Annotated in this window: 5 protein-coding genes; all 5 read left to right on the top strand. The window is 32.3% G+C overall.

The genetic code is table 11. The annotated features are described in order from the left end of the window. Positions 1–165: 165 nt before the first annotated feature. Positions 166–888: a hypothetical protein gene (locus GOQ24_RS10840; RefSeq protein ID WP_160339671.1), complete on the top strand. Its 723-nt coding sequence runs from the start codon at positions 166–168 to the stop codon at positions 886–888. Next, positions 881–1,273 (top strand): hypothetical protein, encoded by a 393-nt coding sequence (locus tag GOQ24_RS10835; protein ID WP_160339669.1) that lies wholly within the window; start codon positions 881–883, stop codon positions 1,271–1,273. Before GOQ24_RS10840 ends, GOQ24_RS10835 begins: the two co-directional genes overlap by 8 nt. Before the next feature lie 79 nt (positions 1,274–1,352). Continuing rightward, positions 1,353–2,018, top strand: coding sequence for a hypothetical protein (locus GOQ24_RS10830; RefSeq protein ID WP_208103223.1), 666 nt, complete (start codon positions 1,353–1,355; stop codon positions 2,016–2,018). Between the two features lie 2 nt (positions 2,019–2,020). Next, complete coding sequence (locus GOQ24_RS10825) at positions 2,021–3,496, top strand: hypothetical protein (RefSeq protein WP_208103222.1); 1,476 nt, start codon at positions 2,021–2,023, stop codon at positions 3,494–3,496. 5 nt (positions 3,497–3,501) lie between these two features. After that, a partial coding sequence (locus GOQ24_RS10820; protein ID WP_160339667.1) for an LPD38 domain-containing protein occupies positions 3,502–11,944 on the top strand: 8,443 nt, incomplete at its 3' end.

The raw sequence follows: 11,944 nt of genomic DNA, 5'->3' as shown, positions 1-11,944 counted from the left end.
GTTTACTGAAGGGTATAATCAAGAGTACTTGTTTGAAGGATTAAACAAGTATAAAGATTATGATATTAAGATAAGATATAAAACATTAGGAGGTAGTTATTCTTTATTTACTGAAAGTAAAATTGAAGGTATAGAACATCCTGATGAAAAAAATATTGATAAAACATGATAACATTAGGATTTAGAGAAAAAGAGAAAGGATGGACTTCATTTTTTAGTTATAATCCTGATGCTTTCTTGCGTTCAGGAAATGACTTCTTTACAATAAATCGAAAAGGTAATTTGTATTTTCACAATGATATTGAAAACCCTGTAACTAATACTTTTTATGGTGAAAAATACCCTTCAAAAATAAGTACAGTTTTCAATGATATACATAGTGAAGATAAGATATTTAAAACCTTTTCAATAGAAGGTTCCCATCCTTGGGATATTGAAATGAAAACCAACTTGACAAAAACTTCTCTGGTAAAAGAAGAGTTTAGTAAGAGAGAGAGTAGATTCTTTACTCATTTAAGAGGTAATGAAGATACAGATGACTTACATGGACGAACACAAGGTATTGGTGTGTGTACTGACAACACAGAAGACACCTTGTATTTCGATTTAGTAGATTCTTTTACTAATATAGGAGATGAGGTTTTTATTCTTGATAATGAGAAAGAGTATTCATTAGGAATTGTAAAATCGAAGGGAAATAATTATGTGACTATAGATAAAAGAATAGATCGTTTTTGTAAAGGGTATTTCTTCTTTTCTGTTAAAGATTCTAGAGTAGAAGGTGGTGATATACGTGGTTATTACGCCGAAGTAGAAATGGAAAATAATAATGATGAACAATTAGAACTATTTGCTATTAACTCTAATATTATAAAATCTTATGTTTAATGCACGAATTATAAAAGAAGAAGACTATCAAGAATTATTAACTTGGTGGAAGTGGCATAGATTTCCTGCTCCAGCAATTGAAATGTTACCCAATTCAGGGGTAATGATTTCTAAAAAAGAAATTAATATATGTGCAGGATATATCTATTTTACAAACTCTAGTATATGTTGGGTGGAGTTTATCGTCTCTAACCCTGATTATAGAGAATCAGATAGAAAAGAAGCAATAAAAGAAGTTATACAACAACTTACATCTATTGCAAAAGATAATGGATTTAAAGCAGTTTATACAAATCTTAAAAATCCTTCTCTTATAAAGTACTTTAAAGAAGTCAATTATCAAGAGGGTTCAATACAAACTACTGAAATGATTAGATTGTTATAACTAAAACTTATCGTTTACAAAACCTTAATAGATTTTATTTATTATCTTTGATTGAAGTAATAAGTAAAATCTATTTTTTATGGCAGCAATTACTAGTGCAGCAGTGGGTGTAGCAGCGTCTGGATATTCAATTTATCAAGGAGAATCTCAGAAGAAGAAAGCTAAATCAGAATTAAATTCTTATGAACGTCAAGAATTAATCAATGCAGCTGAACAGATACAAATATCAACAGTTGGTTCAGACCTAATGCGAGAGGAAACTCAAAGAACAACTGCTAATATGGTAGCAGCATTACAAGGAGGAGGAAGTAGAGCAATAGGGGCTGGCTTACCACAATTACAGGCTGGTATTAATCAAACTAACAGGCAAATTCAAAAAGACTTAGACGATCAAGTTATTCAAAGAGAATATGCTATAGCTAATGAAGAAGCGAATATTCGTGGAATAAAAGAGCAACGTGATATGCAGAATATTGGTGCTCTTCAAAGTCAATATGCAGCAGGTGATCAAAATATGTGGAATGGAATTAATGGAGCGATTGCAGGAATAGGTTCTTTAAGTGGAGCAATAGGGGATACTTCTAAATCTTCACCACAACCAAGGGAAAATCAAACATCTATGGCTAATTCATTAACACCTCAAGGGCAAACCTATAATCCTTTTGAAAATATAACTCCTCCTGTGTTTAAGCCAATTGACTTTACCACCCAGGGGAATATGTATAAAGGTAATAACATAGTTTAATCATGGCAGGAAATCACTCAAATGCGTATGCATCATCTCAACCCAATAGATTTAATCTTGCTGACACTATAGTTCAGCAAGAACAACTTGGTATTCAACATAAGGAACAGAAAAGAAGAGAGCAAGAGTTTGAAGAACAACGCAAAGAAAAACAACTTCAACGTGATGAAAAGTTGAGAGAAAGACTTTTAAAAGTTCCTCAAAACTACGATACAGGATCTGGATCATTGAATGAATTACAAGGTAGAATTATCATGCAAGCGGTCAATAGAAAAGGAGAGATATATAATCTGTTAAGAACAGGTAATCTAAAAGATGAAGATAGAGTTAGGCTTGAAATAGAAAATGCTAATCTTGATAACCTGCCTTCTAATTTAAAAGTTGCTACTCAGAATTTTACAAAACTTATTAGCGATTATAAAAAAGGAGTTGATGAAGGTTCGTTTTTTAGAAATACTTCGTTTGAAAGTAAAGTGCTTAATGGTTTTGATAATTATTTAGGAACTGTAGATGAAAATGGATTTCCTCTTATTGGTTTTAAAGATATTGATGGAGATGGGCAAATAGATATGATGTCATGGGACAATCTAAAAGATGGGATTGGAGTTTGGGAGTTTCAGCCTAAACTAAACTATGATAAGATGATTTCTGATATGTCTAAAGGACTTGGTACTGTTAAAACAAAAGACAGAGAGGGGTATGATGTTATTACAAAGAAAGGAATCCCTTTAGATATAGCACAAGTGTCTGCTAAATCAATGATGTATGGTCCAGAAGGGAATCTTACTGATTTTGCTAAATCTCGTTTGACAGAATTAGGACACAATTACAGAACAGCAGATGAAAACATCATAAAGTCAATTGAAAGAGATGTAACAGAAAGGATTCTTAATTCTAAAGATAGTGAAGATTTAAGAGAAAGAGATACTACTTCTGAACAAGGTGCATTAAATAGGGCACAAAGAGAACGTCATTTCAAAGCAGGTAAAGAAGAAAAAGAAAAAGTATCTATTGGGGAATCTGTTGATCCAACTAAAGCTACATGGGGTAATCATTATAAGACAATAGCTAAAGACGCAAGGAGTGTACCTGTGACTGGAAAAGTAACATTAGAGGCTATTTCTGTAAAGGATAAAGGAGATTTTAAAACATACTCTAATGTAACACTAAATGACTTTACTTATAACAAAGACGGTAATATGATTATTTCGGGTAGTTATCCTGAGGGTAAAACTACTAAATCATTAGATCCTGATAATATAATGTCTGATGACAAAACTTCTATCACGGAAAATAAAAAAATGAAGACTGTTGTTTCTAAAGAAACGGAGTCACGTATTGCAAAAATGCTTAATTCAACTACTGAAGAGTTGAAACAAAGAGCTAACTATACAAAACAAAATATAAATAAAGGGATAGGATCTAAGTATAATGATACTCCTGTTTCTAATAGCAATGTAGGATCTAAATACAATTAATGATTATGGACAAGCCTAATACACAATTTAATCCAGATGCTTTAAATGACGTTTATGGATTATTCAAGAAGACTGGTTATAACAAAAGTAAAGAAGATTTTAAGAAATTAATAGACACTAATCCAGAAGCTCTAAAAGATGCTTATAGTTTATTTAAGGATTCAGGATATGAAAGAAGTGAGGAAGATTTTTCAAGTTTAGTAGGAGTAAAAAAAAAAGAGGATTCGGAAGTTGGTTACAAAGATTTGGAATACAATTCAGAAAAAGAATCTTTGGATCTTTCGAAAAAGATGACAGACCAAAAGGTTAAGGATGTAGAATCAACCCATAGTGAATATAAAAACTTTAAAGAAGGTTCTGCTTCTTGGAATCAAGATAAAATAAAACAAAGTAATCCTGAAATAACTAAGCTGTTTGATGAATTTCAAATGGCTAAAACTGTTTCTGATGAAAAGAAAGAAGAAATAATACAAGATGTAGATGATGCTATAAATCAGTCTGGTTGGCTGAATAATATAAAGGCTTATGGAAAGAAAGGTTTAAATGCCTTGATGAATACAGTCGTTTCTTTTTCAGGTGTTCCAAAAAGTGAGCAAAGTAATTTAAAAGAGAAGTTTTCTTTAGAAACTAACCCTATAGGTGAGGAGTTAAAGGAAGTAGAAAAAGAGCACAATAAAGAAGTAGAACTTGCAAAAAAGAATAATGAACCTATCCCTACCTTGTCAGAAGAAGAAAAAATTTCTAAGGCTAGACAACTGAAGATTGATAAAAAAATCAAATCACAGTCTAATAGTCAAGAGTTGGTTTTTCTGAAAGATGCTCAAAAGAATATTGATGCTTTCGGTATGAGTGATAAGGACAAATTAAAACTATACCAGTATTCAGAATTAAGTTCTCTTTCTGAAAAGGACAAGGATATTCTTTCTAAAAAAGACTTCCTTCAAATAACAGCACTTAATACGTTGCAAGAAATAAAAGAAGTAAATCAAAAGTATGCTGAAGGAGAATATGATGAGGTAGAGAAATTCTCTAAGATAAGTGAGTTGTATAGCAAATATGATGGAAATCTAAAAGAATTACAGCAGGTCAGTTTAGAGTTTGCTAATAGCCAGAACAATATAGGTAGTGTAAAAGATAATATTGATGTACTAAAAAGAGATTATGTCAAGATTAAAAATTTCATTGAGAATGCTGGAGCTACTGGAGCTGATTTAACTGCTGGTATATTTAATTTCCAAAATTGGGTAGAACAGTCTATGGGAGTTGATATTTCTTATAATCAAATAATGAATAGGCATCGTGCTATGACTTTCTCAGAAATAGCAAAAGAAACTAGAGAAGATATTGCTAAACCAATATCTGTAGAGGATATAAATACAAATGCTGATTTTGGGCAATGGTTTTGGAATACTGCTGTAGCAAGTCAAATACCAATATATGCTGCAGTGTCTACAGGAGTGGGAGGTATAGGTGCGTTAGGTGCTTCAGCCACAGGTACACAATGGAAAGAGATGCAGGAAGAAGAAGATGCAGGAGAAGCTAACTATAATTATTGGCAAAAAACTTTTGTTCCATTAGGTTATGGAGCATCTGAGACTGTGTCTGCTTATGTAGATAGGTTGGTATTAATGAATTCTGCTAGAATAATTAAATCAGCTACTATGCCAGAGCGAAAAATAATAGCTCAAGGAATGTGGCAAGGTGTTAAAAATAGTTCAAAAGAAATAGCAAAAAACACATTGTTTGAAGGTACTGATGAGGCAGCAACTGAAGTCATGCAGAATCTAATGGACATATATGCATTAGATAAAAAAGATGTACGTGTATTTGATAATGTATTGGATGCCTCAGCTGCAGGTGCAATTATGGGGGCTATGATGCCTCTTGGTGCTTCTATTATATCGAAAGGAATTAAACCTTTTAATTCAGATTCAAAAATCAGTAAAGTAAACAAGGAGATACTTCAATTAGAAAAAGCACTCGATAATATCAATTTATCACAATCAGAAAGAACAATTGCAGAGTCTCAATTAAGTAAGGCTAGATTAAAAAATCAAACATTATTAGAAGAGGTTATAAAGGATATTTCTTCTATGTCTAATGAGGAGTTTAATGCTATCAAACGCATTGAAAAAACTCAAGCTAATTTGAAAGAACAGGCTAAGGAAATACAGAAAGGAAACTTAGACCAGGAAATGAAAGATCAAATTATATCTAATCTAAAAGAAGAATTTAATGCAGTAGAAAGTGAGCGCGTAGGCATATTAAATAAAGATAGTAATACTCTTTTAAATCTATTAGATTCTAAAGAAGTAATTCGATTAAAAGATGAAGCTGCAAGGGAATTAATGCAAGAGAAGAATCCAGATGGTACTAAGAATATTACTATTGAAGATAATGAAATTTCAAAACGTGCTTTAGAGAATTACAGAAAAGAAAGTTCACAAAAGGACATCGATGCCCCTCTATCAAATGAATTAGGCTATGAAACAGCACAAGCAAAAGATATTGTTGATGATGGAAATACTCGATCTTCAAATGAACAGTTGGACACAGTACAAGGAGATCTTGAAAACAAGGAGAAAGGAGATGATAAAACACAAGAGATACAATCCTCCAAAACAATTGAGAGACCTAAAATAATCAAAACTTCTGACAATGGTAGAGAATATAATGTATCCAATGAAGAAGGCAGAATTGTATTTAAAGATAGGGATGGAAATACTCCTAGTAAAAGAACATCTAACCGACTTGCTTTAGAATACGCAAAACAAACTGATTTAACAGAAGGTAATCGTGCTCATGAGGTTGAAGGTGTTGTTGATAGTAGCGAATTGGCTAATATGACTGTTAAAGAGACAAATAAATTCATTGCTGAGAAGTCAGAAAGCGCACTTGAAGTTGCTGAAACTATCCTCGGTAATGAGATTGAAGATTATAGAAATGGGGTTGATTATAAGCAAAAAGTAATTGCTGAGAACTTGGGCCATGTTAGTCGTGAAAGCTTTATTCAAAACTCAGATGAGGTTCACGCGAAAGAAGGAGGTAGTATTCCTATTCAATACTTACGTAAAGACGGAGCTCCATTAGACACAAAGGCAAAAGAATTAAGCGAGATTGCGGGAATTGAAATTACAGAACAAGATATTGTTGATTTTATTCTTGAAAACCCAACTGGTGCACAGGTGTTTTTAAATAATGGTTACCATGCTGATATGAGTTCTTTAAAAGCTCGATTTGAGGAAATAACAGGGTTGCCTGCTACTAATGAAATACTTAATGAAGTATTGAACCAAAATGATAATAAGAATAACAGACTTGAGAATATGAGTTCATTAGACTTTATGTCTGATAATTATTTTATAAATTTAACCAACGAAATTAAACAATATGAGCAAGAGGCAACTAACAGAAGCGCAAAGGACTTTCCTAAAATCTCAGATAGCAAAGAAGATGGGAGAAGATCCAGAGTTCAAGAAAAGAGTTCTGAAAGACATAGAGGAAGCGAAGAAGAAAGCTCAGGAAGCCGAGAAGCCGAAGGAAAAAGAGTAACTCTACCTAAATCCACTTTTAGTAAACTCGTACAAACGTTTCAAAAATTCTTTGGAGCAGGAAATGTACATAGTGACTCAAACAAACTTGCTCAAGTATTAGGACAAGATCCTAATAGCGTGTTTTTCCAAAAACAATGGGAAGGCATTAATGATACTTTTAATTCAGAGTTAGAGCAACTTGAAAAGGGAACTTTGCCTAAGGGGCATATTTTTAAATTAGGTTCTCCTACTAGAATACTTCAAGCAGCAGGTATCCCTAATCTACCAATCGAATTAGCAGCAAGTAGATTAAAAAATAAATCTAAACAAGACAACCATCCTTTTGAACTATCAGAGATTAAGAATTTAGTAATTGCAGTTCAAAATCCTTTAGCTGTGTTTGATAGCTCTACACAAGATGGGAGTTTTGTTGTTCTTACAGAAATTAAAAAAGATAACAAAAACTTTATTGTTGCTATTGAAGCTAATAAAGGTTTAGGTAAGATAGAAGTAAATAGTGTTAGAAGTGTTTATCCTAGAAACAATATGCAAGTTGTATCAGCAATAAATGATAACCTAACAAGGTATGCTGATAAACAAAAAATGAGAGAATGGTTCTCTAAACAGCGGTTCAATTCCGCTGACGTTAAAGGCTTATTCTCTCGTGCTTCAAATTTACTACAAAAATTTGAGAATCCAAAAGTTAATGATACTGATTTACAGGTTGATTACAAAAAATTAGCATCTGAAAATAAATATACTCAACCTAAAGTACCAACACAAAACATTTTCTTTAATGATGTAGAAGTTTTAAATAGAGAAACTGAGAATGTAGTTGGTAAATTGGTAGATGAAGGTAAAAACTCCTTTGTTCAGTCTATTGATGTCGTTAATATAATACCTACTCAGAAAAATGTAAACATCAATAATTTAAAAGAAGTTCAAGATGTAAGAGAACGCCCATTATTATTTAAGCAAGGTGATAAATATTATGTAATTGATGGGCACCACAGAATCTCTAACGAAATTTTAGCAGGTGAGAAAAAAGTAGAAGCAGATGTGTATGATATAGACACCCAATTTATGCAAACTCCTGATGGGACTATTTGGGGAGCGACCTATTTAAACGAACAAGGACAACGTGAAATTTATATCAACGAATCTGCTTTGAGCCCCGAAACTTTACTTCACGAAGTTTACCACCCTTTTGATGATATGATGAAACAAGCGTCAGAAAATGGGGATGTTCACGCATTAGTCGCTATTGCTAGACTTGACAATCTAGCGAAAGAAAATGGTTATCTAAGCTCTGTGCAATCTAACCCAAACTATTATAAAAAAACATTAGAACAACAACAAGCTGAAGCTAGGGTTCAAATGATAGGGAAAATAGGTAATAAACAACTGGATAAAACATTTTATGAAAAATTAGAAAGAGCTGTAATAGATGCTGTAAAATGGTTGGCTGATAAGTTTGGACTATCACTTAAGAATTATAGTCCAGAACAAATATTAAATTTAAAACTTGAGGACATAGTCAATGCAAGTTTGACAAGTGCTCATAAAGGAGAGTTTAAAGGGGATAACACTAATTTTAATCTTTCCAAGGATTTAAAGATTGATAAGTTTATAGAAAACTTAGATAAAGCTATTGATAATCTTGACCAATTCGGAAAGGAAAATTTAGGAATGAATTTGCCTTTAGTTGTTGCGCGTCAAGCATTACAAGCGATGAAAGTTGCAGCCAAAACAGCTAAGAGTGTAGCCGATATTATTTCTGCTGGATTAAATGCTGTACAGCAAACAGAATGGTACCAAAACCTTTCTCAAAAGGAGAAGACCGATTTAGATTCAAATTTCATTGACTATTTGAACAAACCATACGAAACAAATCGAAACTCCCGAAATAGAACGAAGATTGAAAACGAAATTAAACAAGCTTTAAAAGAGGGAAAAACCGAAAAAGAAATTCTTGCTTCTTTCGATGACCGTATGGAAAAAATGGTCGCGAAAGATTTTTTCGAAAGACAAAAAGAAGTAGATCCTATTAAGGCTAAAAAACAAGTCGATGATTCATTCAATAAGGCAGAAAAGAAGATGGAAGAACTTACTAAACCTAAGTTTAATCTTGATAAGTTATTCAGAGGATTTGTAACTAAGTTTTTTGATAGACAGTTTTTACCTAAATTTCTACTTAATAAAGCTGGAGGTAGAGTTGTAAGAGATTATATTGTTACAGCAAAAGGAGCAGCAGGATATGCAAAGTATATGTTTGAACAAGCTTCGGACAAGATATATAAAGGTCTTTCTTCTGACCAAATCAAAATACTTGATAAGGTTATTCAACTTAAACGTTTTATCGCAATAGATGAAAATAGACGAGCTAATAATTTACCTGCAGTAGTTCATCCAGATTACATTAATGAAAATGTATCTAAAACATACTTAGAAGGACTTAAACAAGAGTTAGGGGAAAAGGTCTATAATGATTTGATTAAACGTTCTGATGTTTACTTTGATACATTTAGAGGATTATTAAATGAAATGAATGAAAGTGGTATTATTTCTAAAGAAAGTCTTGATAGATTTTTCGAAATAGATTACCAGCCACGTCAATTTTTAGAATTTCTACAAAACTCAGAATTAGAAACAATTCATTTAGACAATGGTACTACAGGAGGTTTAGGCAAGAATCAAATTCAAAAATTAGAAGGTGGTTTAGATACTGCCCTTGTTACAGATTCGAAATATTTGTTATCTCGTTCTTTAAGTGTTCGTGCTAAAACTATAGCAATGAATAATACCAATCGTAGACTTGCTGATTTCATGAAGGAACAAGTAGAGAAGGTAGAGGAATTAAAGAAGAAAGAAAAACCTACTAAAAAAGAACAAGATATTATTAAGTATTTTTCAAAATTACAAACCTTAATAAAAGAGAATCCTATTGTAGGGTATACAGAAAGTGGGAACCCTATATATAAACAAAAGAGCACACCTAAAGGATATGCTAATGCTTATTATTGGGTTGATGGGATAAAACAAAATATGTTTATGGAGCAAGATTTTCATGATCAATATTTTGACTCTTTAAAACGTATATTCTCAAGTCCTGATGTAAAAGAAAAAGTTGCAATGGCCAGTGGTGTAGGTTTAGTTAAATCTATTGCTACAGGAAATAACCCTACTTTCTTTATTACTAATACTCCTCGTGACTTCCTGTTTATTTCTACTTTTTCAGAAGTATATGGTAAGAATTTACTTATGAATATGATGAAACTTACTAAAGATGCTACACTAGGTATTCGAGATATTAGAAAAGAAAACGATTCTTATAAGAATTTTGTTAAGTACGGAGGTATGACAGACTTCTTAATGGACCAGGGTAAATTCAAGAACACTCAGAAAGTTGCTGAAACATTTGAAAAAATAGGTATTGGTAATAAAGGTCGTGAACGTTGGAACAAGGTAATATCAGCTGTTACATTACAGAAGATGCAAGTGTATTCTGAAATAGGTTTCCGTATGGGAGTTTTCAGACGTTCAATTGCAAATCAGCTAAAAGAACTAGGGGTAAAAAATATTAGTGAAGTACAAGACAAACGTATAGTAGATGATATATATACTACGGCGGCTTCATCTGCTCGTAATACAATGGACTTTAATCAAGGAGGAACGTTAACTAAAGATTTAGATGCATTTATACCTTATTTGAATGCAGCTGCTCAAGGTACTAGGGTAATGTTTGACAATTTTAGAGATAGGCCAATTGAAACTACATTACGAGTAACTCAAGCTGCTGCTTTTGTGGCCCCTATACCAATTGGAATTAGTTTATTATTACTTGGAAAAGGAGGGAAAGGAGATGATGAAAAGGATATGTCTTCAATAGAGATGTATAACAAAGCAATGAAAGGTGTTAGTAAATACGATCGTTCAAATTATTTTATAATTTTTAATGGTAATAGAAATGCAAATGGAGAATTTGAATACTATCGTATAGCAAAAGCACAACAATTAACACCATTTTTCACAATGGTTGAGGGTGTTTTACAAAAAGCAATGCGTGAGAGTGTAGGCGATAAAGAAAGCAGTAATACAATATCAGACTTGAATTGGATATTACAAAACAATATATCTCCTGTTGAATTTGCTGTAACTGATAACATAGCACGAAATCCACTTGTTAAATCAGCACTTTCTATGAGTACAGGTTATGACTTTTTTAGAGAGCAAGATATATCTCCAGATAGAGGAAAAGTGCCTGTAGCAGCAGAAGGATATGGAAGTAAATCAGTAGAGGATTTTTATAAAAAAGTAGGAGAAACTTCAGGGTGGTCACCAGCTCGTATGAAAGCAGCAGTTGAAAGTATCATCACAACTCCTTCTACTTCTCCTTATGTAGGGATGATATATGGTGGAATGGATGCGATGTTCTCAGATAAAGACACAGAACAAATCATGCAAAAGTTTGGTAAGGATATGGCTAGATCTTCTGTCAATAGGGTGGTAAAAGAAACATCAGAATATAATAGGCGAATTGGAAATAAAGAAAAAATTAAAGATGCCGTTGAAAAAATAGAGATTGAAAAATTAAAATTAAAACTTAATTTCAATACTCTCGTAGCTGATTTGAAGGAAGGTAAAATAACTCAGAAAGATATTAATGAAGAAATAAAGAAACTTGCAGAAAAAGAACCATTTGAAGCTAAAAGAATCAAAAACAGAGTAAAAGACCAACTTAGAAATAAAGATACTCCTTCGTTTGTTTTTGAAGTTAAATACGCTAATACTGCTAAAGAGAAAGCTGTCTTGCTCGCTGATAAATTCGGAGATTCATTACTTAATATTAGTACAATGGAGGATAGAGAAAAAAGAATAATTGGACTTCTAAAAAAGAATAGTGCTATTAATAAAG

The sequence above is a fragment of the Myroides sp. LoEW2-1 genome (assembly GCF_009767705.1).
Taxonomy (GTDB): Bacteria; Bacteroidota; Bacteroidia; order Flavobacteriales; family Flavobacteriaceae; genus Flavobacterium; species Flavobacterium album_A.
Note: the sequence above shows the minus strand (reverse complement) of the source record. Positions and strands in the feature narration are given on the sequence as shown.

What these genes read in the sequence shown, in the direction of transcription:
- GOQ24_RS10835 (WP_160339669.1), top strand. Translation starts at nt 881, where the DNA reads ATGTTTAATGCACGAATTATAAAAGAAGAAGACTATCAAGAATTATTA.
- GOQ24_RS10825 (WP_208103222.1), top strand. Translation starts at nt 2,021, where the DNA reads ATGGCAGGAAATCACTCAAATGCGTATGCATCATCTCAACCCAATAGA.
- GOQ24_RS10830 (WP_208103223.1), top strand. Translation starts at nt 1,353, where the DNA reads ATGGCAGCAATTACTAGTGCAGCAGTGGGTGTAGCAGCGTCTGGATAT.
- GOQ24_RS10840 (WP_160339671.1), top strand. Translation starts at nt 166, where the DNA reads ATGATAACATTAGGATTTAGAGAAAAAGAGAAAGGATGGACTTCATTT.